At 68.4% G+C, this 23,636-nt stretch carries 20 protein-coding genes; 10 read left to right on the forward strand and 10 right to left on the reverse strand.

Going from position 1 to position 23,636, the window contains the following annotated elements; all coding sequences use genetic code 11:
• Positions 1 to 75: 75 nt before the first annotated feature.
• From KXS11_RS13750 to KXS11_RS13760, 3 genes are all read right to left on the reverse strand, one after another.
• On the reverse strand, positions 76 to 1,410 hold the full coding sequence (locus KXS11_RS13750) for a M50 family metallopeptidase (RefSeq protein WP_437386171.1): 1,335 nt from the start codon (positions 1,408 to 1,410) through the stop codon (positions 76 to 78).
• 96 nt (positions 1,411 to 1,506) lie between these two features.
• Positions 1,507 to 2,586, reverse strand: a complete 1,080-nt coding sequence (locus KXS11_RS13755; protein WP_437386172.1) for a 1-deoxy-D-xylulose-5-phosphate reductoisomerase — start codon at positions 2,584 to 2,586, stop codon at positions 1,507 to 1,509.
• Positions 2,587 to 2,620: 34 nt separating this feature from the next.
• Positions 2,621 to 3,619, reverse strand: coding sequence for an FKBP-type peptidyl-prolyl cis-trans isomerase (locus tag KXS11_RS13760; protein ID WP_437386173.1), 999 nt, complete (start codon positions 3,617 to 3,619; stop codon positions 2,621 to 2,623).
• 145 nt (positions 3,620 to 3,764) lie between these two features.
• Here KXS11_RS13760 and KXS11_RS13765 point away from each other — a divergent pair, with 145 nt between their 5' ends.
• On the forward strand, positions 3,765 to 4,580 hold the full coding sequence (locus KXS11_RS13765) for a lysophospholipid acyltransferase family protein (RefSeq protein WP_437386174.1): 816 nt from the start codon (positions 3,765 to 3,767) through the stop codon (positions 4,578 to 4,580).
• An 18-nt stretch (positions 4,581 to 4,598) separates the two neighbouring features.
• Here the strand turns inward: KXS11_RS13765 and KXS11_RS13770 are convergent, their stop codons facing one another.
• A complete protein-coding gene (locus KXS11_RS13770) occupies positions 4,599 to 5,075 on the reverse strand; it encodes an OsmC family protein (protein ID WP_437386509.1) in 477 nt (158 codons plus the stop codon).
• 85 nt (positions 5,076 to 5,160) lie between these two features.
• Here KXS11_RS13770 and gabT point away from each other — a divergent pair, with 85 nt between their 5' ends.
• Positions 5,161 to 6,534: a 4-aminobutyrate--2-oxoglutarate transaminase gene (gene gabT / locus KXS11_RS13775; protein ID WP_437386175.1), complete on the forward strand. Its 1,374-nt coding sequence runs from the start codon at positions 5,161 to 5,163 to the stop codon at positions 6,532 to 6,534.
• A complete protein-coding gene (locus KXS11_RS13780; RefSeq protein ID WP_437386176.1) occupies positions 6,531 to 7,535 on the forward strand; it encodes an asparaginase in 1,005 nt (334 codons plus the stop codon). Before gabT ends, KXS11_RS13780 begins: the two co-directional genes overlap by 4 nt.
• Here KXS11_RS13780 and KXS11_RS13785 read toward each other — a convergent pair.
• Both KXS11_RS13785 and KXS11_RS13790 read right to left on the reverse strand, forming a co-directional pair.
• Positions 7,497 to 10,604 carry an FtsK/SpoIIIE domain-containing protein gene (locus tag KXS11_RS13785; protein WP_437386177.1) on the reverse strand — a complete coding sequence of 1,036 codons (3,108 nt, stop codon included), beginning with the start codon at positions 10,602 to 10,604 and terminating at the stop codon, positions 7,497 to 7,499. The genes KXS11_RS13780 and KXS11_RS13785 overlap by 39 nt on opposite strands.
• A 104-nt stretch (positions 10,605 to 10,708) precedes the next feature.
• The gene (locus KXS11_RS13790) at positions 10,709 to 11,488 is read right to left on the reverse strand and encodes a PP2C family protein-serine/threonine phosphatase (RefSeq protein WP_437386178.1); all 780 of its coding nucleotides are present in this window, start codon (positions 11,486 to 11,488) and stop codon (positions 10,709 to 10,711) included.
• Positions 11,489 to 11,688: 200 nt separating this feature from the next.
• Between KXS11_RS13790 and KXS11_RS13795 the strand changes: the two genes are divergently transcribed.
• The 3 genes from KXS11_RS13795 to KXS11_RS13805 all read left to right on the forward strand — a co-directional run bounded on the left by KXS11_RS13795 (position 11,689) and on the right by KXS11_RS13805 (position 15,168).
• Complete coding sequence (locus KXS11_RS13795; protein WP_437386179.1) at positions 11,689 to 12,171, forward strand: Lrp/AsnC family transcriptional regulator; 483 nt, start codon at positions 11,689 to 11,691, stop codon at positions 12,169 to 12,171.
• A gap of 82 nt (positions 12,172 to 12,253) precedes the next feature.
• A complete protein-coding gene (locus KXS11_RS13800; protein WP_437386180.1) occupies positions 12,254 to 13,993 on the forward strand; it encodes an ATP-binding protein in 1,740 nt (579 codons plus the stop codon).
• On the forward strand, positions 13,990 to 15,168 hold the full coding sequence (locus KXS11_RS13805) for a hypothetical protein (protein WP_437386181.1): 1,179 nt from the start codon (positions 13,990 to 13,992) through the stop codon (positions 15,166 to 15,168). Before KXS11_RS13800 ends, KXS11_RS13805 begins: the two co-directional genes overlap by 4 nt.
• Before the next feature lie 12 nt (positions 15,169 to 15,180).
• Here the strand turns inward: KXS11_RS13805 and KXS11_RS13810 are convergent, their stop codons facing one another.
• Positions 15,181 to 15,819, reverse strand: coding sequence for a hypothetical protein (locus KXS11_RS13810; protein ID WP_437386182.1), 639 nt, complete (start codon positions 15,817 to 15,819; stop codon positions 15,181 to 15,183).
• A gap of 202 nt (positions 15,820 to 16,021) precedes the next feature.
• Between KXS11_RS13810 and KXS11_RS13815 the strand changes: the two genes are divergently transcribed.
• Positions 16,022 to 17,518 (forward strand): glycosyltransferase, encoded by a 1,497-nt coding sequence (locus KXS11_RS13815; protein WP_437386183.1) that lies wholly within the window; start codon positions 16,022 to 16,024, stop codon positions 17,516 to 17,518.
• Complete coding sequence (locus tag KXS11_RS13820; protein ID WP_437386184.1) at positions 17,518 to 17,895, forward strand: hypothetical protein; 378 nt, start codon at positions 17,518 to 17,520, stop codon at positions 17,893 to 17,895. Before KXS11_RS13815 ends, KXS11_RS13820 begins: the two co-directional genes overlap by 1 nt.
• A 49-nt stretch (positions 17,896 to 17,944) precedes the next feature.
• Here the strand turns inward: KXS11_RS13820 and KXS11_RS13825 are convergent, their stop codons facing one another.
• Together KXS11_RS13825 and KXS11_RS13830 are read right to left on the reverse strand one after the other, a co-directional pair.
• Positions 17,945 to 18,856: a response regulator transcription factor gene (locus KXS11_RS13825; protein ID WP_437386185.1), complete on the reverse strand. Its 912-nt coding sequence runs from the start codon at positions 18,854 to 18,856 to the stop codon at positions 17,945 to 17,947.
• Between the two features lie 54 nt (positions 18,857 to 18,910).
• Positions 18,911 to 19,987, reverse strand: coding sequence for a glycoside hydrolase family 6 protein (locus KXS11_RS13830; protein ID WP_437386186.1), 1,077 nt, complete (start codon positions 19,985 to 19,987; stop codon positions 18,911 to 18,913).
• A gap of 178 nt (positions 19,988 to 20,165) precedes the next feature.
• Between KXS11_RS13830 and KXS11_RS13835 the strand changes: the two genes are divergently transcribed.
• On the forward strand, positions 20,166 to 20,741 hold the full coding sequence (locus KXS11_RS13835) for a TspO/MBR family protein (RefSeq protein WP_437386187.1): 576 nt from the start codon (positions 20,166 to 20,168) through the stop codon (positions 20,739 to 20,741).
• Positions 20,742 to 20,859: 118 nt separating this feature from the next.
• Positions 20,860 to 22,638 carry a BCCT family transporter gene (locus KXS11_RS13840; RefSeq protein ID WP_437386188.1) on the forward strand — a complete coding sequence of 593 codons (1,779 nt, stop codon included), beginning with the start codon at positions 20,860 to 20,862 and terminating at the stop codon, positions 22,636 to 22,638.
• Between the two features lie 9 nt (positions 22,639 to 22,647).
• Here the strand turns inward: KXS11_RS13840 and KXS11_RS13845 are convergent, their stop codons facing one another.
• Positions 22,648 to 23,616 (reverse strand): aldo/keto reductase, encoded by a 969-nt coding sequence (locus KXS11_RS13845; protein ID WP_437386189.1) that lies wholly within the window; start codon positions 23,614 to 23,616, stop codon positions 22,648 to 22,650.
• Positions 23,617 to 23,636 lie beyond the last annotated feature (20 nt).

Raw genomic sequence — 23,636 nt, forward strand, 5'->3', positions numbered from 1 at the left:
GCGGGCGTCGGCCACCCGGCGGACCGTGAGTACTCCCGAGGGAGTACGTCCGATGCGCATCGCCGGGTCGAGGCCTCAGCCGAAGAGGTTGACCGGCTTCACGATGTCGGCGTAGACGAGGAGTGCGCTCATGCCACCGAGCACGATCACGACGGCGAAGGTCAGTGGAATGAGCTTGGCGGCGTCCACCGGTCCCGGATCGCGGCGCTTGAAGACCTTCGCGAAGCCGCGACGGATCGACTCCCACAGGGCGGCAGCAACGTGACCGCCGTCGAGCGGCAGCAGGGGGATGAGATTGAAGACGAACAGGGCGACGTTCAAGGAGCCGAGGATGCTGAAGACCGTCGCGGCCTTGGTGGCGACGGGGATCTCATCGATGCTGACGACCTCACCGACGATCCGGCCGACGCCGACGACGCTCATCGGGCCGTTCGGGTCGCGTTCACCGGAACCGAAGGCAGCCTGCCCGACGTCGATCAGACGCTGCGGCAGGTTGAGGATGATGTTCGCCGTGCGGGACACCGTGTCGCCGACCGTGGGCAGGACGGCCGTGACGGGTTGGGCGACGATCTTCTGCTGCGGGGTGATACCGACGAAGCCGACCTCGTGCGTCACCGCCTTGCCTGCGGAGTCCGTCACGACCTCGCCGGTGTCGGCGTCGACGACATCCCGCTCGAGCAGGAGCGGAGTGAGCGTCAGGTCGAGGTGCTGGTCGCCGCGCAGGACCTCGAGTGCGAGCGGTGAGCCTGGTGCCTGCTGGACCGCGGCCGAGATCTCGGCGAAGGTCGTCACGGCCGTGCCGTCGATGCTGAGGATCGTGTCGCCCGGTTTCAGTCCGGCGGCAGCAGCCGGGCTCTCCGGATCTGAGGCCGCGCAGTCCTGGCGGTCGCTCGTCGACGGGAGGACGCAGGCGTACACGGTCGTGAGGGTGTTGCTCTGCTGCGGGATCCCGAAACCCGAGATCGCTATCCCGATGAACAGCACCGCGAGGACGAGGTTCATGAACGGCCCGCCGAGCATGATGATGATCCGCTTCCACACCGGCAACCGGTAGAACGTGCGCTCCTCATCGCCCGCGCCGATCGTGTCGGCGCTCGCCTCACGTGCGTCCTGCACGAGGGTGTCGAAGAAACCCGTGCTCGCGTTCCGGGCGGCCTCGCCCGGCTGCTTCGGCGGGAACATGCCGATCATCGAGATGTACCCGCCGAACGGGATCATCTTGAAGCCGTACTCCGTCTCGCCCTTGCGCCGGGACCAGATGGTCCGGCCGAAGCCGATCATGTACTGCGTGACCTTGACCCCGAAGAGTTTCGCGGGCACCAGGTGGCCGACCTCGTGCAGCCCGATGGACACGACGAGGCCAACGAGCACGATGACGATGCCGAGGATGTAGAGGAGCACGGATTCCACGCCGTTCACCCTACTCGCGCGTTCGAGCACCCGGCTGCACGCGGGCTGTGCGCAGCCTCTGGAGCTGCTGGGGGTCGAAGCCCTGCCGAGCGATGATCAGCCGATGCGCTGCTGCGCCCGTTCCCGTGCCCACCGCTCCGCCTCGGCGAGTGATTCGCGCGTCAACTCGCCGTCCGGTGCGGCGTGGTCCTCCACGACGCCGCGCACGATGTCGAGGATGCCGAGATAGCCGAGCCGACCGGCGTGGAACGCCTGCACGGCCTCCTCGTTCGCGGCGTTGAAGACGGCAGGGTACGTGCGGCCGTAACCGCCGACCTGCTTCGCCAGACGCACAGCGGGGAAGGCCTCATGGTCGAGTGGCTCGAACGTCCACTGCTGCGCGGCCGTCCAGTCGAGGGGCACGCCGACACCGGGCACACGGTTCGGCCAGTCGAGGCCCAGCGAGATCGGCAGGCGCATGTCCGGCGGCGAGGCCTGGGCGATCGTCGAGCCGTCGATGAACTCGACCATGGAGTGCACGATCGACTGCGGATGCACCGTCACCTCGATGCGGTCGTAGGGCACGTCGAAGAGGAGATGGGCCTCGATGACCTCGAGCCCCTTGTTCACGAGCGTGGCCGAATTCGTCGTGACGACGAGGCCCATGTCCCACGTGGGGTGCGCCAGCGCCTGCGCGGGCGTGACGTCTGCGAGGGAGTGACGACTCCGGCCGCGGAACGGCCCGCCCGAGGCCGTCAGCACGAGGCGACGGACCTCGGCGTCGGTGCCTGAGCGGAGCGCCTGCGCGATCGCCGAGTGCTCCGAATCCACGGGCACGATCTGTCCGGGAGCGGCGAGCCGCTTGACGAGGTCGCCGCCGACGATCAGGGACTCCTTGTTGGCGAGCGCCAGCGTCCGACCGGTCTCGAGCGCCGCCAGCGTCGGGCCGAGACCGATCGACCCGGTGATGCCGTTGAGTACGACGTCCGCGTCGACGCTGCGGATGAGTCGCTCGGCGTCGTCGGCGCCGAGCGCCGTGTCGTCCACGTGGAACTCGGCCGCCTGCTCTGCGAGGAGTACAGCGTTCGACCCGGCGGTCAACCCGACGACCTCGAAGCGGTCGCGGTCGGCGCGGATGACGTCGAGGGCCTGCGTTCCGATCGACCCGGTGGAACCGAGGATGATGACACGTCTCACGGCGGTCAGTCTACGGCTGCCCGGGCGGTGCCGCTCAGCCCGCAGCCGGTGCGGTCGTGCGACTCGCGTCGAGGATGTCGATCACGAACACGATCGTGTCGTCCGCCTCGATGCCGGCTTGGCTGTTGCCACCGCTCGGTCCGTAGCCGAGATCGGGTGGAATCACCGCAAGGACCTGCGAACCGATGCGCTGACCGGCGATGGCGCTCGAGAACCCCTTGACGACCGCGGACAGCTGGAAGTTCGTCGGGCCGTTGCCCCAGCTCTCGTCGAACACCTTCCCCGTGCGCCAGTTGACGCCCTGGTAATTGATGATGACCTCCGCATCGGACTCCACCACGGCGCCGTCACCCTGCTTGAGGACGGCGACCTGGAGATCGGCAGGCGCCGGCTCCTCGGGGATCGTGACCGTCGGGCGGCCGGCGGTGTCGAGTTCGACCGTCGGCATGCCGGCCACGGGCTCCTGCGGGACGCCGTCGGCCTTCGCGTCGCTGTGGACGGTGCTCAGGACGTCGGCGACGACGACGAGCGGCTGATCCGCCTGGACAGTGCCGTCGCTGGAACCTGCCGACCCGAACCCGTCGCTCGCCGTGACGAACGCCGCGACGCGGGAACCGACGGTCGTGCATTCGACGGCGCGGACGAGACCCTTCAAGTACTTCTGGTCGTTGACGACGATCGCCGTCGCCGGACTCGCGCCGTACGCGGTCTGGGCCACGATCGAGCCGGTCACGGCGTTGTAGATCGACATCTCGACGAAGGTGGTGTCGCCGGGCTCCACCTCCTCGCCGTCGCCGGTCGAGACGATGGTGCGTTGCGTCGTGTCGGCGCTCAGCGTCCCCTTGGAGAAGGTGACGTCCGGGAGGGAACCGAAGTCGCCCTTCACCGAGATCGCCTTCGAAGCGGACCCTGCGCTGGTGTCTGCGCACTCCCCCGGGCTGGCGAGCGCCTGCGACTGCGAGGTCGCCGAACTGCAGGCCGTCAGCGACACGAGGGACGCGATCACGGCCAGGAGGGAGAGGCTCTTGCGCACAGGGGAACTTTCGGTCGTTGCTGAGGGGTCGATCCAGTGTCACCCACCAGTCTCCATGCTGGCTGATAGCACGCCGAGCATCCGCGGAGCGCTGAGCCCGGAGCGTATGCCGCGACGCGCATGCATCCGGAGTACAGTCGAGCGCATGGCCGAGGACGAACAGACGAACCGACGCGCCCAGGAGCACCCTGTCGACGAACCTTCGACCGCGGCAGAGGGCATCGCACCCGCCGATCCCCCAGCGAAACCCGGGTTCGTCTACTACTTCGGTCGCACCGTCCTGAACACCACCGCGAAGCTCCTCTACCGTCCGAAGATCATCGGCCGGAAGAACGTGCCCAAGCGCGGGCCGGTCATCCTCGCGAGCAACCACCTGTCCTTCATCGACAGCATCGCCATCCCGATCAGCGCGCCGCGGCGAGTGCAGTTCCTCGCCAAGAACGACTACTTCACCGGACGAGGGCTGAAGGGCTGGGTCTCCCGCACCTTCTTCACCTCGATCGGCGCCGTCGGTGTCGAGCGCGGCGTGGGACAAGCGGCCCAGGAGGCACTCGACCAGGGGCGACGCATCCTCGACGGCGGGAACGCCTTCGCGATCTACCCGGAGGGCACGAGGTCGCTCGACGGCCGCCTGTACCGGGGCCGCACGGGCGTCGCCTGGCTCGCTCTCACGACCGGCGCGACGGTGGTCCCGGTCGGTCTCATCGGCACGGACGAACTCATGCCGGTCGGCACCACCATCCCGAAGTTCAAGCCGGTGACCATCATCTTCGGCGAGCCGATCGACGTCAGCCACCACGGTCCAGCGACCTCGGGGCGTGCCAGGCGCAAGGCCACCGACGAGATCATGGACGCCATCCACGCCCTCACCGGTCAGGAACTGGCGAACGCGTACAACGAGTCACCGCCCGCCGACACGGTGGAGCGCATCAAGCGCGCGCTGCGCCCAGAACGCCTCTGACGCCGGCGCTGCCGAGCCTCAGGGCGCTTCGACGACGATCGTGGGCTCGTGGAGCACTGGGAAGTTGACGGAGTTGGCGATGAAGCACAGCTGATTCGCCTTCGCATGCCCTGCCCGCGCCGCCTCCACCATCGAGGCGTCGGCGACCGTCACTCGGGGTCGGAGCACCACCTCGGTGAACGCACCGCTGCCCGCGCCGTCCTCCACCATCGTGCCGACCGCGTCGTCCGTGTACCCGGTCACCACGACGCCGAGGGTCACGGCGACGTGCAGGTAGGACAGCAGGTGGCACTGCGCGAGCGCGGCGAGGAGCAGCTCCTCGGGGTTCCACCGACCGGGATCGCCCCGGAACGGCTTGTCGGCCGAGCCCTCCAGATCGTGCTTGCCCGAAGCGGTGACCGTCACCTCTCGCGAGTAGTCGCGGTACCCGCTCGTCCCCGTCCCGAGGTCGCCGTCCCAGCGGATGCCGATGGTGTAGTCGTGGTGGCCCGTGATCATGCCACCAGTATTCCACTGGCCTGACACCGCGCCCCACGAAGCGGGCCGCGGGTGTCGGACGGGCGCGCTACGCTGAATGACTATGACTGACACCCTCGACACCACGAACCAGACGACCGCTTCCGCGCCGAGCGTGACGCAGGAGCGTCGCATCGTGACGGCAGTCCCCGGCCCCCGCTCGCAGGCGCTCCACGCCCGCCGCCAGGCCGTCGTGTCCGATGGCGTGTCGAGCGTCCTTCCGGTCTACATCGAGCGCGCGAACGGCGCGATCGTCGTCGACGTCGACGGCAACCAGTTCATCGACCTCGGCGCCGGGATCGGCGTCACCACGATCGGCCACACGGAGTCGTCCGTCGTCGGCGCCATCCAGGAGCAGGCGTCCGACGTCCTGCACACGCTCTTCACGATCACCCCCTACGAGGAGTACGTGCGGGTGGCGGAGCTGCTCGCCGAGCACACCCCCGGAGACTTCCCGAAGAAGACCGTCCTCGTGAACTCAGGCGCCGAGGCGGTGGAGAACGGCGTGAAGATCGCCCGCAAGTTCACGGGACGTCGCGCCGTCGCCGTGCTCGACCATGGCTACCACGGTCGCACGAACCTCACCATGGCCATGAACTACAAGGCGGCGCCCTACGCGACCGGCTACGGCCCGTTCGCCGGCGATGTCTACCACGCCCCCAACTCGTATCCCTACCACGACGGCCTCTCCGGTGCCGAGGCCGCTGCCCGCACCATCGCCTACCTCGAGAAGCGCGTCGGCGCCGTCGACCTGGCGTGCCTCGTCGTCGAGCCGATCCAGGGCGAGGGCGGCTTCGTCGTCCCCGCCGAGGGCTACCTCCCGGCACTCCAGGAGTGGTGCACCGCGAACGGTGTCGTCTTCATCGCCGACGAGATCCAGAGCGGCATGGCCCGCACCGGTGAGTACTTCGCGAGCTCGCACTTCGGGCTCGTGCCCGACCTCGTGCTGAGCGCCAAGGGCATCGCCGGCGGCCTCCCGCTCGCCGCAGTCACCGGCCGCGCCGAGATCATGGACGCCAGTCAGCCTGGCGGGCTCGGCGGGACCTTCGGCGGCAACCCGGTCGCCTGCGCAGCGTCGGTCGCCGTCTTCGAGGCCATCGAGTCCCGCGGTCTCCTCGCCGAGGCAGACCGCATCGGCGCGACGCTCACGGCAGCGCTCCTCGAACTCCAGACGAAGTACGACATCATCGGCGAGGTGCGCGGCATCGGCGCGATGATCGCGATCGAGCTCGTCCAGCCCGGCACCGCCTCGACGACCAAGGAGCCCAACGCCGCGGCGGTCAGCGCGATCGCCGCTGCCGCAGCGCAGCAGGGCGTGCTCGTCCTCACCGCCGGGACGTACGGCAACGTGCTCCGCTTCCTGCCGAGCCTCGCCGTGTCCGACGAGCTCATCGCCGACGCGATGACCGTCATCGATCAGGCGATCTCGGCACTGTGAGCGCCGGCGTCGTGCAGACCTTCGGCGTCGACGACGCCGTCGAGCTCGCGGTCGTCGAGCGGAGCGGGTTCATCGAGTCGCGGCACGCGGGCTCGGCCATCGTGCTGGGCCCGGACGGCGAGGTGCTCGCGAGCCTCGGCGACCCATCTGCTCCGATCTTCCCGCGCTCCTGCCTGAAACCGTTCCAGGCGATCACCATCATGAACGCCGGTGTGTCCCTCGAGGGTGCGCAGGCCGTCCTGTCCACTGCGAGCCACGCGGGCACCCGGAAGCACGTGCAGGTCGTCCGAAGCATGCTCGGCCGCGCGCGCATCGAGGACTCGGCGTTGCAGTGCCCACCGGACTGGCCGGGTGACCGCGCCGCCCGTGACGAACTCGTGCGCGACGGACTCGGCAAGAGTCCGCTCTACATGAACTGCTCCGGGAAGCACGCCGCGATGCTCCTCGCCTGCGCGCAGAACGGCTGGGATCAGGCGAGCTACCTCGATCCGGCGCATCCGCTGCAGGTGGCGGTTCGCGACACGGTCGAGCGGTTCACCGGTGAGAAACCGGCGGCGAGCGGTATCGACGGATGTGGTGCACCGGTCTACGCGATCTCGCTCGCAGGGTTGGCCAGAGGCATCGGCCGCGTCGTGAGCTCCTCCCCCACTTCCCCGTTCGCGCTGTACCGCAACGCCGGGCTGTTGACGGCTGCTGTGCTCGCCAACGGGTGGGCACTCGACGGCCCCGGTCGTGCGAACACCCTCGTCATCGAGCGGCTTGGTCTGTTCGCGAAGCTCGGGGCCGAGGGTGTCATGGTGATGTCGGCTCCTGGCGGCGCGACCGTGGCGCTGAAGGTGCTCGACGGGTCCCTCCGGGCCTCGACGATCATCGGGTTGCGCCTCCTCGTCTCGGTGGGCGCGCTCGACGCGGCCGCGGTGGATGCGCTCGAGCCGGAACTCGACCTCGCGATCCACGGCGGGTCAGCGGTCGTCGGCCGGATCAGCGTCACCGCGGTCTGAGCCGAGGCCACGGCTGCGCCCCGCGCCGTCGCCGAACAACTCGACGCGTCGCGCCTCGTGTCCGGGGCGCCACCACCATGCTCGTGCGCTGCCGTAGCCGAGTAGCGGAGGGAGCTCCCGGCTCCGGGTGATCTGCCGGAAGTCCGCCGCGGAGCACCCGTGCATGACGAGGTCCGCACCGGCTGCGCTGTTCGGCAGCTCGCGGCCGGCGACGAGTCGCCCGGAGAGCCACGTCTCCGGGTCCACGAGCACCACGGTCGCACCCGGAGCCGGTCTGTCCGGCTCGGCTGGGCGGAATCCTCCGCTCAGTCCGATCGCAGTCCACGGCTCCACGGCTGGCTCGACGAGGTGCACGCCTCCCCCGGAGCCGACGTGGGACTGGACGAGCGCCCTCGCCGCACGTGCTGCGCGGGTGATGAGGATCGTGGTGGTGCCGGGCTCCGGGCACCACGCTCGCGGCGCGGTGGGCGCGGCACGGCCCACCGGCCGTGCTTCGGGGACGGCGATCTGGACCTCGACCTCATCCCAGTAGGCCCGTCCCGGCGGTCGCCGTGGGTCGAAACAGCTCGCTGGCGCGCCCGCGACGAGGTGCTCCTGGCGATCGGCGAGCCGCAGCACGAGGGTGCGATCGGTCTGCGCGGCGAGCCGATGGATGACACCAGCGATCCGCGACGCGACGAGCACCACGCGGAGCTCCCGACGTCCGCCGTCGCGCAACAGGCCGAGCAGGGTCGCTCGGATCGCGTCCGCATGTTCGTCGCCGGCGGTCGCGAGCATCGACTCGACGTCGTCGACGAGGAGGATCGTCGGAGGTGTCGGACGCAGTGGGTCTGCGAGCGCGACGATGGTGTCCCACGCCTGCTCGGGATCGTGGCCCACCCGCTCAACCTGCCACCGTCCCGTCGCAGCCTGCTCGACGGTGTCGAGGAAGGTCGTGCGTCCGGACCGGCCGGCGCCGAGGACGAGCAGCGAGCCGTCACGCGCGGGCCTCCACACGGCCGGACGTTGCTCCTGCTGGTCGGGAAGGTCCGCGAGACCGAACACGATTTCGGTGCCGTCCTCAGGCTCCAGCGCGCCCGTCGCGAGAACCGTCTCCCGCACGATGGATCGCAGTGCTACGGCGCTCAACTGAGCCGGCAACGGGTCGAGCCATGGCCGGCGGGGCACCGGGGCGCCCCGCCATCGGTCACGCACCGCCGCGAGGTCGACGGGATCGGCGACTGCAGCCTGGAACTCGATGCGCGTAGAGCCATCCCAGACGATGCAGCGGCCGGCTGCCGACGCCGGGAGGGCCGCGGCGTCGGGCACGCCGATGATCGCGCTGCTGTCCTGCCGCGACGTGACCCGGAGCGAGAGGCGCAGGGTGCAGTTGGCGAGGATCGCATCGGCCGCGACCGCCGCGGGTCGTTGGCTGCACAGGATCAGGTGGAGGCCGAGCGAACGGCCGCGAGCGGCCAGGTCTGCGAACACCTGGTGCAGATGCGGGCTCGCATCCAGCAACGCCTGGAACTCGTCCACCACCACGACGAGCCGGGCAGGTCGGTGCTCCGGCGCGAGCACGGGGTCGAGGAGATGTCGTGCTCCGTGCGCGGCCAGGATCCGCTCGCGATACCGGAGCTCTGCTCGGAGGCTCGAGACGACACGCACCGCTGCAGCCGGCTCGAGGTCGGTCACCATCCCGACGACATGCGGGAGCGCCTCGACGGCTTGGAAGGAGGCGCCGCCCTTGCAGTCGATCAGCAGGAACGAGAGTTCGACGGGCGAGCACCGCCAGGCGAGCGCCGTGATCCAGGTGATGAGCAGTTCACTCTTGCCGCTTCCGGTCGTGCCGCCGACGATCGCGTGCGGCCCGTCTCCGGCGAGGTCGAGGAGGAACGGCGCGTCTGCCGTTCGGCCGACTGCGACACGCAGTGCCTGTGACCGCCAGCCCGTGTGCTCCGATTCCTCGTCTCGGACCCCCGAGCGCAACTGGGCCAGGCGCACCTCGCTCGGGATTCGACTCCCGGTGTTCGACTCACCCGAGCTCGATGCCGCCTCGGCGAGTGTGAGAGCGAAACGATCGGCCTCAGCGTCCGAGAGAAGCCCCGGTCGCAGCAGGACGGACTCGCGCGCGCCGGTACCGTCGGCGAGGATGGTCTCGCCATCGGCGCCGAGCACGAGCAGATGGCGGCACCTCGTCGGGATGAGCTCCACCGCGTCGGAGAGCGCGAGCAGCACGCCACCTGCCCCGGGGCGATGCCCCGAGTCGCCTCGCGATGACGGAGCATCGCTCCAGCGCTCGACGACCGTGACGTGCGTGCGTTCTCCGTCCTGGGCCTCAGCACCCGGCGTCCGTGCAGGACCGTCGCGATGCGGCAGCCCACCCAACGCAGCCCAGGGTTCGGAGCGGGGTGAAGCACCTCCTCCGGCGAGGAACACCGCCTGCTGCGGCGGGAGCTGGCGGGCGAGCTGGAGGAGCACGTTCCGTCCGACGGCGCGGGCGAGCGCCGGTCCACCGACGATGCCGATGCCGTCGGCGGCGTCGATCACCACCGGCGCATCGTCCAGCCGTCGAGCGTGGGCCCAGCGCCCCTCCTCACCCGTGCCGTCGATCCGCAACGTGCTGGCGATCTCACCCCGCCCCAGCACGACGAGCGTGAGCCGCTCGGCGGGCACCCGCCACCGCCCGCGATCGGCTCCGGCCAGGACCCCCAGGGAGCGTCCTGACGGGTGCTGCCGGTCGAGGCAGGCACGTTCCACGGCGTGCGCCTCGTCGATCTCCTCCTCGAGCCGTGTCGCTGCGGCACGGTACTCCGCCGCGGCGCGCCCCGCTCGCCTGCGTCTCGTCCAGCGTGCATCGACGAATCCCGCGATCGCGATGAGCGGGCCGAGCGCCGCGAACACGAGCGTGACCGGCGATCTCGTGATCGCGAACAGCACCACGGATCCGAGCACGGGCGCGAGACTCGCCAGGATCGGGAATGAGCCGGCAGGGGCGTCCTCCGGCGGTTTCGGGGCGAGCAGGCGGCCGTCGCCCGGCGTCGTCCTGGCGGGGCTTTCGACGGATGGCTGGTGACGGGATCGGCTCATGGCTCAACCACATCAGCCCGATCGGCGCGAGCTCGACGACTGACGTCCTGTTGGGGAGAACTCGACCGGGTGCCCCCCTGTGGAGCAGGCTCAGCGAAGCAGGCTCAGGAAGTCTGCGGCTCCTCGGCGACGTCGAGGACGATGACCGACACGTTGTCGCGGCCGCCGTTGTCGAGGGCGGCCCGGAGGAGCAGCTCGGCTGCGTCGACCGGAGTCTTGCCCTCGGTGAGGAAGTACCAGATGCCGTGGTCGGTGAGCTCCTTGGTGAGGCCGTCCGAGCAGATCAGCCAGCGCGCTCCACTCACGACCGGGAAGAGCTCGACGTCGGGCACCGGGTCATCGGACGGGCCGACGGCTCGCGTGATCATGTTGCTGTTGGGGTGGAACTCCGCCTCTTCAGGGCTGATCGCCCCGGCGCGGATGAGTTCCTGCACGATCGAGTGGTCCTCGGTCATCTGGGCGAGTTCGCCGTCCTGCAGGCGGTACACGCGGGAGTCGCCGATGTTGAAGACGGCCAGACGGCCCTCGCCCTCCTCGGCGGTCAGGACGACACCTGTCACGGTGGTACCCATACCGAGCTCGCCTTCCTCGGCAGTGTCGATCATGTCGGCGACGGCCATGCGAAGCGCTTCGACGAGACCGTCGACGGTGAGGATGTCGGCGTCCTCGGTGGCGAGATTCAAGCGGTGGGCGACGGCGGCGCTAGCGACCTCACCGGCGGAATGCCCACCCATACCGTCCGCGACGGCGAACACCGGCGGTTCGGCCACGACGGAGTCCTCGTTCAGTTCGCGGCGTTTGCCGACATCGGTCATCGCGGCCCAGGCCAGCGAGAGGCGACGACCGCCGGGCACAGTGACGATCCGTTGCCCGTGCTCGGTCACGTCTGCTCCTCTAGTACGGCTGGCGGTGGCTGATGCACCATCGACGATAGTACGGCACCGACCCGGAGCGCAGCGTGCCGCCCGGCTCGGCGGATTCCGATTCGGGCATCTGCGCCGCCCGCCACGGATTCACACCGTTCAGCGAAGGCACGGCTGCGGATCCGCTTGCCCGACCCCACCTCTGCTGCCATGATCGTCACATGATCAGAGCAACGTCCGACGGCTCGGCGAAGGCACCCCAGCCTGATGCCACGTCCAAGGCGATCATCGAGCAGTTGCAGACCGACGGACGTCGGTCGTACGCCGAGATCGGCAAGGCCGTCGGCCTCAGTGAGGCCGCCGTCCGCCAGCGTGTGCAGAAGCTAACCGAGTCAGGGGTGATCCAGATCGTCGCGGTGACGGATCCCATGCAGCTCGGCTTCACCCGGCAGGCGATGATCGGCATCCGTGTGACGGGCGACACCCGCGTGGTGGCCGACCGGCTGTCGGCACTCAGCGCAGTCGACTACGTGGTGCTCACGGCCGGTTCCTTCGACCTCCTGGTCGAAGTCGTCTGCGAGGACGATGAGGAACTCATCGCCCTCCTGAACGCCGAGATCCGCACGATCGACGGCGTCGCGGCGACGGAGACCTTCGTCTACCTGCGCCTGCACAAGCAGCTCTACGACTGGGGCACGCGGTAAGCGGGCCTGGTCGCGGACGGCCCCCGCGGATCGCGTTGCGCTGTGCGCCCCTCGCACCCCCCGATCGCGGTACTCTCGTGCCATGCCCGCGAAGTCGACCGGAGACCGGACCGCGCTGTCCGACGACGCGACGTCCGGCGATTCCACCACCGGTCAGCACACGGGCCCGCAGGCTCCGATCCGCCTCGGTCGATTGAGTGGCTCGGCCCGCTCCGAGCCCGTCGGACGGATGACCGGATACTCGGCGTTCCCGCAGCTCCTGTTCGGCCTCGCCGTCGTCGCGATCCTCTTCGCGACGCTCATCTTCCAGGGCGTCGACAAGAATTCGGTCCTGTTCTATGTCGGCGTCATCCTCGCCTTCGTCGCAACCGCCCTCGCACCGATCGTGCCGTGGCAGCAGTTCCCGCGACTCCTCATCGCGCTGCCGATCATGGACATCGTCGCGATCAGCTTCATCCGCGCTGGTGAGCCGCTCATCGGCGCGGGGCTCCTGTGGGTGTTCCCCACCATCTGGATGGCTTCGGCGTTCGGGATCGCCGGAGCGATCACCGCCGTCTCCCTCGTCTGCACGGCGACCTGGACGACCCTCGCTGTCGAGCCGGGCGAGATCACGATCGCGAGCCTTCCGGCACTCGTCATCCTCCCCATGGTGCTCGCCTTCGTGGCGGTGTCCACGAGCCTGACGGCGAAGCGGACCGAGGCCCAGCGCGTGCTGCTGAACAAGCAGGCCGGTCAGCTGGAGACGGCACTGTGGCGAGCCCAGGATCAGGAGAGTCGGCTCGCCGAGATCCTGAACGCCGTCAACTTCGGCGTGGTGCGTTTCGACAAGATCGGTGCGCGCGCCATGGTCAACCGATTCCAGACGAGTCTGCAGGACGAGGTCGGCGAGCTCTCCGACGTCAACCCGGACCTCCCGGTGTGGGCCGAGGACGGTCTGACCCCGCTGGAGCCGGAGGACAAGCCGTACATCCGCTCGAGACGCGGTGAGGAGTTCGAGAACCTGACCGTGTGGCTGGGAGCGCCGGGCTCGGAGCGGATCGCCCTCGCCCTCACCTCACGCCGTCTCTACGACCATGAGGGCGGCTACGACGGCACGGTGCTCGTGTCGCGCAACGTGACGAGCGAGATCAACGCGATCCGAGCCCGAGACGACCTCGTCGCGTCGGTGTCCCACGAGCTGCGAACCCCACTCACCTCGATCCTCGGATACCTCGACCTGGCACTCGACGACCCGGGCCTCCCCGCGACCGTCGCGAAGCAGCTCACCATCGCGCAGACGAACGGCGACCGGCTGCTCGAACTCATCGCCGACATCCTGGCCGCGTCCCGCGACGTCAACCGCACGATGGCGCTCGATCGCACGGGGTGCGAACTCCGCGAGATCGTCGACCGGTCCGTCGAGTCGCTGGCGCACCTCGCGGCCGAGCGCAACATCACGATCATCCGGCACGACGAGGAGACGGTGCGGCTGTTCGCCGACCCCTTCCGACTCCGCCAGGTCGTCGACAACCTCCTGTCGAACGGCATCAAGTACAACCGCGACGACGGCGAGCTGAGCATCGGCGTCACCTCCGAGGGCGACACCGCCTGGATCATCGTCCGCGACACCGGCATCGGCATTTCGGAAGAGGACCAGCCGAAACTGTTCGAACGCTTCTTCCGCTCCGACCTCGTCCGAAACTCGACCGTGCACGGCAGCGGCCTCGGGCTCGCCATCAGCCGCGACATCGTCCGGCTGCACGGTGGCGACCTCACCCTGCACAGCGTGCTCGGCGAGGGCACCACCGCGGTCGTCCGTATCCCGAGAGGCCTCCCCGAATGATCTTCGATGTGCAGACCATCGCCGTCGTCAACGCCCTCGTGATCTTCGTCTGCGGCGCGACCTTCATCGTGAACACCTTCATGCGCAAGGACGACGCGAGCGGACGGGTGTGGTCGGTGTCCTACATGGCCGGCATGTTCACGAGCTTCTCCTACGTCGTCAGCACGCTGAGCGCCGACGCGTGGTGGGCGACCGCCGCAGGGAACGCCGGCTACGTGCTGAGCATGGCAGCACTGTGGTCAGGCTCCCGCCTGTTCAACGGCAAGTCGGGCCTGCTCTGGGTAGCACTCATCGGCTCGGCCGCGACAGCCGTCGCGGCGCTGTCGGCCGGCCCGGACGGCGGACCATGGGCCGGAGCCCCGGTCACGTTCGTCGGGATCTCGGTGTTCACCGGACTCGCCGCCGCTGAGACCCTCCGGGGTGGCATGCGCGAGAATCCGAGCACTCGCGGATTCACGGTCGTCCTCAGCATCGCCTCGGCCTTCTTCGCCGCGCGGTTCGTCACGATCCTCGTGGAGGGCACTGACGGCGCGCTCTTCACGACACTGTTCGGGACCGTCGCGTCGTCTCTGCTCCTCATCGCGCTCCTCATCATCGCGACCGTCGCGCTCTCCATCCTGCGGGCCGAGCGCGCGGCACCGGCGAGCCGACGGCACGGGAGCATCGTCGCGTACACGGGTGACGACGTCCTGCTGCACGAGTCGTTCATCCGCGTCTCCGAGGACTGGTTCGAACGCGCGAACTTCCACGATGAGCAGCTGGCGATCCTGCACGTCCGTCTCGACGACCTCGACGAGATGACGACCGCGTTCGGTGTCGGCTTCAGCAACCAGGTCGCCGAGGGCTTCATCGTCTCCGTCCGCCGCTACGGGCCGACGCTGTCGGACATCGGCGAGGACGGCGCCGGGTGCCTCCTCATCGCGACTCCCGCCGTCGACGCCGACGCAGCGCTGCAGATCGCGAAGAGCATCCAGGACGGCCTGCTCGACCATCCGGTCGAGACGACGCCCCGGCTGCGTCCGACGGCGAGCATCGGGGTCGCCCTGACCGACTACCTCGGCTACGACGTCGGTGTGCTCACGAACGCCGCCCGGGCCGCCAGCCTCCGAGCTTCGAACAGCGGCGGCAACCGCACGGTACTCTCCGCCTCCTCGGCGTCGTCGGGTGAGTACTGACGCGAGAAGCGCTCAGGGCTTCGGGGCGATCGCGATCGTGAGGGTGTCGACCGCAGTCTGCTTGGCGTACTCGGCCGAGGTCGGCGTGGTCTGCACGAGCAGCTCGTAGGTGATCGTGAGCGTGACCCCCGTGGCCGTGCTGTCGACCTCCGGCAGGACGAAGGTCTGACTGTAGCTGTACGGCGCCTTGATGAGGTAGCCGGGCGAGACCGTCGACTGGTCGGTGAAGGGTGCCGGCGAGTCGAGCTGGCCGTCAGGACCGTGCACCGTCGTCGTGAGCGTCACCCGCGACAGGTAGAGGGCCTGGAGGTCGTCGGGGTTCAGCACGCCGCTCAGAGAGAAGCTGACCGGCTTGTTCACGTCGGCCGTCCAGGCATCCATCGAGAGCGTCGACCAGTAGTCGACTGTGAGCGTCGCAGGACCCGCGACCAGCGAATGCTGCGCGCTCCCCGTCGCGAGTTCGTTCGTGATCGCGCTGACGGTCGGCTTCGGGGTCTTCGACGTGCTCGGCGAGCTGCTGGATCCCATACCGGGCTGCTCCCAGGGGGGTGTTCCGCACGCGCTCAGTCCGAGCACGAGCGCGACGGCGGTCGCGGCGTGCACCGCCCGGTGAGACGGACGGTTGCTGGCGGGGCTGAGCTGCTTCGACATGGGGCTCCTGGGCGACGGTCGGTGGCCTGATCTGACGGGATTGGACGTCCGCAGTACCCCACGAACTGGGGCCAGAGCGAATCTTGAGGAAATCCTGAGCCGACGCTATCGCATTCACGGGTCAAAGCCGGGCTCGGCGCGGCAGAGTGGTCATTGCAGCGCGAACACGTTGCGCTCAGCCCACTCAGAACAGGACCACGGTATGTCTGACCTTGAAGCACGACCTGACGACGCCCGTCCTGCCGCCAAGCTGCCCGACCCTCGATACATCCAGACGCAGCCGCTTCTCGCACCCGAACTTGAAGCGTATGCCAATGAATTCATCGACTCGGTCAACTCGCTCCCCGAGTACCGGGCGACGATCGGCTGCATCATCCCGGCCTACAACGAGGAGGAGTCGCTGGCGCAGGTCATCGAGTCCCTCCTCGAGCAGACGCGGATGCCGGACGTCATCCACGTCATCATCAACAACACGACCGATCATTCGGTCGACGTGGCAGCACCCTTCGCCGGCCCGCACTCCAAGGTCGACGAGAACGGATACGAGCAGTTCACCGAGGTCTTCATCCACGACATCGGGAAGAACCCCGACAAGAAGGTGGGTGCGCTCAACTACGGCTTCACCCTGGTCGAAGGCTACGACTACCTGCTGGGTGTGGATGGCGACACCGTCGCCGAGAAGACGGCGATCGAGTCGCTCGAGGCCGAGATCGTGTCGGACACGCGCATCGGCGGGATCTCTGCGATCTTCTCGATCGACGACGAACCGTTCAAGAAGCAGCTGATCCCGGCATTCCTCATCGCCGGACAGCGCACCCAGTTCGCGGCGTTCAACATGCAGAACATGCTGCGAGGCCGCAACATGGCGGTGCTCGGCGGTCAGTACTCGATCTTCTCGGTGCAGGCGCTGCGCGACGCGATGGAGCAGAACCACCAGTCCACCCCCTGGGTCAAGGACTCCGAGGTCGAGGACTCGCTCCTCTCGCTGCAGATCAAGAGCGCGGGCTATCTCACGAAGATCAGCGCTCGCGCGCGTGCCGATGTCGGTGGTATGACGACGGTCCGTTCCCTCGACGCACAACAGGTGAAGTGGAACTACGGCGCCATCGAACTCATGTGGCCGGGTCAGCGAGGCGACACCAAGGGACAGCCCTTCCACCCGAACCTCCGCCTGCGGTGGCTCGAGAACGCGGAGATGCTGCTCAACATCGTCACCCGCATCCTCTTCGTCGTACTGCTCGCCGGGTCGCTGTCGATCCACGCCTTCGTGTTCAGCCCCATCTGGCTGATCCCTCCGGTCGTGGCGATCCTGCTGAACCTGCGCATCGCCATGTCCATGAAGAACCGCAACGTCCGCGACATCCTGTTCGCCGTGCTCATCTTCCCGGCGGAGTTCTACATGTGGATCCGAATGGGCCACTTCATCCGTGCGTGGTCCAAGTTCGCCTCCAACAAGAAGGTCGACAACTGGGCCGAGCAGGCCAAGGCCGAGCGCGGCTCGGGCAACGCGCACCTCGCTCCCCTCCTGTTCGTCCTGGCCGCGATCATCGCGATCGTCGCCGTCTGGACGCAGCTCTCCCCGGTCGTGCAGTCCACGATCCTCTGGGCCGGATGGCCTGTCCTCGGCGTGATCACCGTCCTCCAGACCCTGAGCATGTTCGGCAAGCTCATCCGTCGCCAGCGCGGCTATCGAGTGTGATGGCCACAGACCCGGGTACCGTCGACGCCGGCGAACTGCGCAGGTTGCTCCGAGAACTCTCGGGCGACCTGCGCAGTCGTCGGCGTTTCGTCGAGACGTACGTCGAGATGTGGCCGACCCGGCTCGCTCGGCTCACTGCGGCGATCGAAGACGGCGACCTGGACGAGGCGAAGGTCGTGCTGTTGAGCATCCGATCGTCGAGTGTCATGCTCGGCGTGATCGGTGTCGCTGCGCTCGCGAGCACCGGCGTGCGCGCCCTCGACGATCACCATTTGGCGCGCGTGGTCGACACGAGGGACGCCCTCGAGGAGATCGGCGAACGCAGTTGCGAACGGCTGCTCGAGCTGGAGGCCGCCGAGGCGTTGCAGGGCCGCTAGCCCACCCGGGCAGTCGAGCGGTCTCCGCGATCGATCAGGCGGGGAGGGCCTAGTCGTCCGAGGTCATCCGGTAGCCGACGCCACGGACCGTCTCGATGAACCGCGGAGCGACGGTGCTGTCGGCGAGTTTGCGGCGAAGGTTGGCGAGGTGCACCTCGATGGCGCGCTTGTCGGCTTCGCTCACGTAGTACGCCGTGATGTAGCTTTCGCCGCGGAGCATGAGGGCGAGGTCGGCTTTGCTGCGCACGCGACGACGGGACTCCATGAGCGCCTGCAGGAGCTCGAACTCACTGCGCGTGAGGTCCACTTCGCTGCCGTCGACCTCGACGATACGGGTGGCCGGGCTGAGCTTCAGCCCGCGGTGGATGAGCCAGCCTTCGGTGGCGTCCCCGGAGCCGGAGACGGCCGGCGAGAGGATGATGGGTGCGACTGCCTGTCCGACGGGCCCCGCGTGACGAGCCACGGTCTCGTGCACGATGGTCGGGTCGGCCGGGCGGTGCTGTACCAGCTGTGGTTGCTGTGCGGCGGGCGCAGACTGAACTGGTACTGGAGCCGCCGGGACGCCGACCTCGCCGCCAGCGCGTGGGCGGCGAAGCATGGCTTCGATGCGTGCACGCAGTTCACGCGGACGGAACGGCTTGGTCATGTAGTCGTCGGCACCGGAGTCGAGGCCCTGCAGCGTGTCGATCTCGTCACCTCGGGCGGTGAGCATCACGATGTAGGTCGAGCTGATCGCTCGGATCCGCTTGGCGGCTTCGAAGCCGTCGATACCGGGCATGCTGACGTCGAGCGTGGTGACGAGCGGATTGTGCGTCCGGACCGCTTCGACGCCGTCGAGGCCGTTCGCAGCGGAGACCGTTTCGAAGCCGGCCTGCTCAAGGACGGTCTCGAGGAGTTGACGGATATCCGCGTCATCCTCGATGACGACGGCCGTTCGGCGTTCACCCAGCTGTTCGGTCACGTTGCCCTACCCGTTTCACCCGTCAGCGACATGTCGGATGTGATCATCGCTGGATCACCACGCACTGAATCCCTTGGCCAGTTGCACGGCCTGCTCCGGCCACCATACCCCAGCAAGGGGGCCACCGTTGCACGCCCCGTCGCTCTCTCCGGGAGCTTTTATCCAGAGGTTGGCATCGAGGTGCTCGGCACGGGCGGTGAGCGGCTGGTCGCCGATCGTCCGCCCACTCGGATTGCACCATTCGCCGTTCGATCCACTGCCGTTGCGTGAGGTGTCGACGACGTAGTGTGCGCCGTCCAAGAGTGCGCTCAGCTCCTCCGCGTAGGCGAGTTCGTCGGCGGTCGCGTTGTAGTTGGAGACGTTGGTCGCGAATCCCGTCGCGTCCGCGACGCCGGCCTCCCGGAGGAGGCCCGCCATCTCGGCTGCTGGACGCCAATTCGAGTGTCCACCATCGAGGTAGACCGGCACCGCAGCCTCGGCGAACTGCGCCGTCGCTGCGCGCAGCTGCTGCATCCGCGCGGTGCGGTCGCCGCAGTCGGGAGCAAGCGCGACGGCGTCCGGTTCGAGGACGACCGCGACCCGATGGTCGGCGACGGCCGTGACGATCGCCGTGATCCACGCCTGGTAGTCGGCACTCGACAGGCCGCCGGCCGACTGGTTGCCGCAGTCCCGCTCAGGGATCCCGTAGACGGTGAACACGGGCATCGTCCCTTGGAGCTCAGCGGCGCGGACGATGGCTGCGACCGTCTCCTCCACGCTGGCGAGCGGGTAGCGCTCCGGGACGAGCCAGATCGACGTCGGGACGGCCGACAGCTCCTTCGCCGCCGCCACCTGCTCTGCCCGGTCCGACGGGTCCGCGCTCGATCCACCGCTCGGTCCGCTCGTCGGCGTCGGCGTCGTCGGCGATCCGGTCGGCTCCGTCGTGTCCGAGGCGACCTCGCTCGCTGCGGCGCGGGCCGCGAGCGACGTCGGATCGACGTAGAGCTGCGCGCCGTCGAACGGCCCTGCGGAAGCGCTCGGCACGCGACTCACGATGGACACCGCGAGTGCTCCACCGGCCAGGAGGACTGCGACGAGGCCGAGCACGACGGCCGTGCGGGTGCGACGTCGGTCGCGTCGTGTTCTCGGCACCGGTCCTCCTGGATGGTCATCCGACATTGTGCCCGAGAAACGCGCCGGACGCTGCAGACGCGCTCGAAGTCGTGCCTCGTTCGAGGGTGGTGCGCAAGGGGTGGGGCGCATCAGAGGTGTTTCCTAGGCTGTGGGTACGGGTGGACGAGCCGCCCGTCCGACGAGGAGCACCACACCGATGTCCCAGACGACCGCACCGACGACCCCGGACCTCCGCACGATCGAGCCACGGTTGCACGACCCGGCCTGGCGCTCGACGCTCGCACTCGTGCTCTTCGTGCTGATCTCGTTCGCCGTCGCCGCCTTCGGCTCGCTGTCCACGTTCCAGAACGTCGACGGCTGGTACGCCGATGCCGACAAGGCCGCCTGGAATCCGCCGAACCAGGTGTTCGGGCCCGTCTGGAGCATCCTGTACCCGCTCATGGCCGTCGCAGCGTGGTTGGTCTGGCGCGGCCGGCGGGCAGGGACTCCGGAGGTCTCGGACGATGCCAACCGCGCACTCGTGTTGTATGTGGTCCAGCTCGTCTTGAACGCACTGTGGACCCCGTTCTTCTTCGGCCTGTACCCGTTCATCGGCGCTCCGGCACTCTGGATCGCCCTCGTGATCATCCTCTTGCTCGACGTGGCCGTGCTCGCGACCATGCTGGCCTTCTGGGAGGTGTCGAGACTCGCAGCGGTGCTGCTCATCCCGTACTGGGCATGGGTGCTGTTCGCGACCACGTTGAACTGGGCGTTGGCCGCACAGAACAGTTGACCCCGCCACCAGTGCACATCGGCGGCCTCGGCGCAACGTTGTCCGCCGCGCGAGCCGTCCCTACCCTGGAGGGGTGAGGCGACGTCCGGTCGTCCCGCACGGCCCGAGGAGCGCACCCGTGAGCACGAAGACCAACCCCACCGCCGACGCGGATGCGAGTGCCGCTCCGGCGAAGGTCATCCCCTGGGTCCTCGGACCGGCTCTCGTCGTCATCCTCGGGGTCGCGCTGTTCTCGATCCTGCTCCCCCAGCAGGCCGAAGCAGTGTTCGGCTCGATCCAGTCCGGGATCATCGGCGGCCTCGGCTGGTACTACGTGCTCCTCGTCGCCGGCTTCGTCATCGTCGCGATCGTCTTCGCCGTCTCGAAGTTCGGAGACATCAAGCTCGGCAAGGACGATGACGAGCCGGAGTTCTCCCTGCTCTCCTGGTTCTCGATGCTCTTCGCTGCAGGCATGGGCATCGGTCTGGTCTTCTACGGGGTCGGTGAGCCCCTGACGCACTTCCTCGACCCCAAGCCCGGCGTCGTCGGATCCCAGCAGTCGCTCGCACAGCAGGCGATGAGCCAGACCTACCTGCACTGGGGGCTGCACGCCTGGTCGATCTACGCCGTCGTCGGCGTCGCCCTCGCCTATGCAGTGCACCGCAAGGGCCGCCCGATGTCGATCCGCTGGGCGATCGAGCCGCTGCTCGGCAAGCGCGTTCAAGGCGGATGGGGCAACGCGATCGACGCCATCGCCGTCATCGGCACCGTCTTCGGCGTCGCGACCTCCCTCGGCCTCGGCGTGCTCCAGATCTCCGCAGGTCTCGGCTACACCGGCATCGCAGAACCGAACACGCTCACGCAGGTCGTCCTCATCCTCGTGATCACGGGTGTGACGATCTTCTCCCTGGTCTCGGGTGTCCACAAGGGCATGAAGTGGTTGTCGAACACGAACCTCATCCTCGCGGGTCTCCTGCTGTTCTTCGTGCTGTTCGCCGGGCCGACCCTGTTCCTCCTGCGCGAGTGGGTGCAGTCGATGGGCGCGTACCTCCAGAACGTCGTCGGTCTCACCTTCAACGTGTCGGCATACCAGGGCGAGGCCGGTGAGGCGTGGCAGTCCTCCTGGACCACCTTCTACTGGGGCTGGTGGATGTCCTGGGCGCCGTTCGTCGGCGTGTTCATCGCCCGCATCTCGAAGGGGCGGACCGTCCGTCAGTTCGTGCTGGGCGTCCTGCTCGTACCGACGCTCGTCACGTTCCTGTGGTTCGCGGTCCTCGGTGGGACGGCGATCATGCAATCGCTCGAAGGCCGGGACTTCAGTGGTGCGGACGGGCCGGTGGACCTCAACACCGCGCTGTTCAACATGCTCGCCGGCCTCCCTGGCGGGTCGATCGCGACCTTCGGGGCACTCCTCCTCATCCTCCTGTTCTTCGTGACCTCGGCCGACTCCGGGTCGCTCGTGATGGGCATGCTGACCACGGGCGGCACCGAGCCGCGCAACCGGGTTCGGATCGCCTGGGCACTCGTCACGAGCCTGCTCGCGATCGCGCTGCTCATCGCGGGCGGTCTGAGTTCGATGCAGACGGCTGCGATCATCACCGCCCTGCCGTTCAGCATCGTGATCATCCTGATGTGCATCTCGTCGTTCAAGGCCTTCGGGATCGAGGTCAGGCGCGAGCAGCGTGCGAAACGGCGCCTGTTCCAGGCGGAGTTGACCGAGAGCGTGTCCGCCGGTGTGAGCGAACAGATCTCTGAACAGGTCTCGGAACAGGTGAGCGAGCAGGTGACCGAGCAGGTCACCGAACACTTCGGGACGATGACCGCGCAGCTCGACCTGCAGCACCTCGCTGCATCCGACGCCGCCGAGGCACCATCGGCCGCCGCGGCGACGGACGACCGTCCGGATTCTGGCCGCTGACCGGACGCGTCAGCCTCGAGGGAAGCGCTCCGAGATCCAGGCGACGTCCTCTGGCGACGGCGCCCAGGCTGCACCGGCAGCCGCGTTCGCACGGATCTGTTCTGGCGTCGTGGCTCCCGCGATGACGCTCGTGAGGCCGTCCTGCGCCAGCAACCAGCCGAACGTCGCTTCGAGCATCGAGACGCCCCGCTCCGCGCAGAAGGCACGGTAGGCGTCGATCGCGTCCCAGGGGGCGTCGTCGAGCAGATGCCGTCGCTGTCGCATGATCCGGCTGTCCGCAGGGCCGCCCTCGCGTGAGAACTTCCCCGTGAACAGACCGTTGTAGAGCGGGAAGTACGGCAGGAAACCGACGCCGGCCGCGCGCAGTGCCGGGAACAGCTCCTGCTCCGCTCCGCGCACCAGCAGGCTGTACTCGTTCTGCGCCGAGATGAACGCCGAGTGCGCGTGGAGCCTCGCGGCCCAGTCGGCCTCGGTGAGTTGCCAACCGGCGAAGTTGGAGTGGCCGAAATAGCGGATCTTGCCCTCGGAGACGAGCTCGTCGAGTGCCGCGAGCGTCTCCTCGATCGGGGTGAAGGGATCAGGCGTGTGCAACTGGTACAGGTCGATCCAATCGGTGCCGAGTCGCCGCAGCGAGCCCTCCACCGCGAGCCGCACATAGCGCCGCGACCCGCGCGCACCCCAGTTCGGGATGGGGGTCTCGTAGTCGACGTGTCCGAACTTCGTAGCCAGGACGATCTCGTCGCGTCGACCCGCGAGCGCGGAACCGAGCAGGGACTCACTCAGTCCGAACTCCCGGCCGTAGATGTCGGCGGTGTCGAAGAGGTTCACGCCCGCGTCGATCGCGGCGTGGACCACTGCCGTCGTCCCCTCGAGGGTCTCGGTGACGGTTCCTGAGCGGCCGAAGTTGTTGCAACCGATGCCGACGGCGGACACCATGAGTCCGCTGCGGCCGAGGGCACGATACGACTGTTCAGACATGGCTCCAGGCTAGTCCGAAC

This window comes from Plantibacter flavus, assembly GCF_051487245.1.
Lineage (GTDB): Bacteria > Actinomycetota > Actinomycetes > Actinomycetales > Microbacteriaceae > Plantibacter > Plantibacter flavus_B.

What these genes read in the sequence shown, in the direction of transcription:
- KXS11_RS13765 (WP_437386174.1), top strand. Translation starts at nt 3,765, where the DNA reads ATGGCCGAGGACGAACAGACGAACCGACGCGCCCAGGAGCACCCTGTC.
- gabT (WP_437386175.1), top strand. Translation starts at nt 5,161, where the DNA reads ATGACTGACACCCTCGACACCACGAACCAGACGACCGCTTCCGCGCCG.
- KXS11_RS13785 (WP_437386177.1), bottom strand. Translation starts at nt 10,604, where the DNA reads ATGAGCCGATCCCGTCACCAGCCATCCGTCGAAAGCCCCGCCAGGACG.
- KXS11_RS13795 (WP_437386179.1), top strand. Translation starts at nt 11,689, where the DNA reads ATGATCAGAGCAACGTCCGACGGCTCGGCGAAGGCACCCCAGCCTGAT.
- KXS11_RS13800 (WP_437386180.1), top strand. Translation starts at nt 12,254, where the DNA reads ATGCCCGCGAAGTCGACCGGAGACCGGACCGCGCTGTCCGACGACGCG.
- KXS11_RS13805 (WP_437386181.1), top strand. Translation starts at nt 13,990, where the DNA reads ATGATCTTCGATGTGCAGACCATCGCCGTCGTCAACGCCCTCGTGATC.
- KXS11_RS13810 (WP_437386182.1), bottom strand. Translation starts at nt 15,819, where the DNA reads ATGTCGAAGCAGCTCAGCCCCGCCAGCAACCGTCCGTCTCACCGGGCG.
- KXS11_RS13815 (WP_437386183.1), top strand. Translation starts at nt 16,022, where the DNA reads ATGTCTGACCTTGAAGCACGACCTGACGACGCCCGTCCTGCCGCCAAG.
- KXS11_RS13820 (WP_437386184.1), top strand. Translation starts at nt 17,518, where the DNA reads ATGGCCACAGACCCGGGTACCGTCGACGCCGGCGAACTGCGCAGGTTG.
- KXS11_RS13835 (WP_437386187.1), top strand. Translation starts at nt 20,166, where the DNA reads ATGTCCCAGACGACCGCACCGACGACCCCGGACCTCCGCACGATCGAG.
- KXS11_RS13845 (WP_437386189.1), bottom strand. Translation starts at nt 23,616, where the DNA reads ATGTCTGAACAGTCGTATCGTGCCCTCGGCCGCAGCGGACTCATGGTG.